The following is a 668-nucleotide window of genomic DNA, read 5'->3' on the forward strand; positions in this document are numbered from 1 at the left end:
CGCACCAGGGCATTTATGATGTTACCGCCGCCCGACGGCATCTGTTTGCCAGGGAGGGCCTGCGAGGCTCCACACAGGAGAGCGGTCATGCCGGAGATTATCACTGTCGGGCGCGATCTGGCGCAGAATGTGTTTCAGGGACATGGGGCATCTGCCTCAGGCCCATGTTCTTTTTCGCAAGAGGCTGAGGCGGGACCAGGTTCTGCCCTTCTTCCGCCAGCTATCGCCCTGCATTGTCGCCATGGAAGCCTGCGGAGGGGCGCATTTCCCGGGCCGCGAGATCCGCAAGCCCGGGCACGAGGTGCGGCTGATCCCGCCCGCCTGGGTGAAGCCCTTCGTCAAGCGTCAGAAGAATGATGCTGCTGATGCCGAGGCAATCTGCGAGGTATCAAGCCGTTTGCGCAGCAATCGAACGATCCGGGGGATCGTTCGAAGGCGCAGATGAACGCGTCCAACGATGCGCTTTGTGCCTGTTAAGAGCGAAGAAACCCAGGGGGCCGCAATGGTCTTCCGCATACGGGAGCTTCTGATCAGGCAGCGCACACAGGCTATCAACGCGCCTCACGCGGCCACCTGACCGAATTTGGTCAGATCGTGCCACAGGGTGCAGCCAATGCGGCTCGGCTGGTTGCCATCGTGGAAGATCCGGACAGCGGTCTGCCCGTCTA

Annotated in this window: 1 pseudogene; it reads left to right on the plus strand. The window is 61.7% G+C overall.

The features are described 5' to 3' along the window. Positions 1–87: 87 nt before the first annotated feature. Positions 88–668, plus strand: a pseudogene (locus XINFAN_RS00070) (transposase); the annotation flags it as partial.

The organism is Pseudogemmobacter humi, assembly GCF_900609055.1.
In the GTDB taxonomy this organism is placed as follows: Bacteria; Pseudomonadota; Alphaproteobacteria; order Rhodobacterales; family Rhodobacteraceae; genus Pseudogemmobacter; species Pseudogemmobacter humi.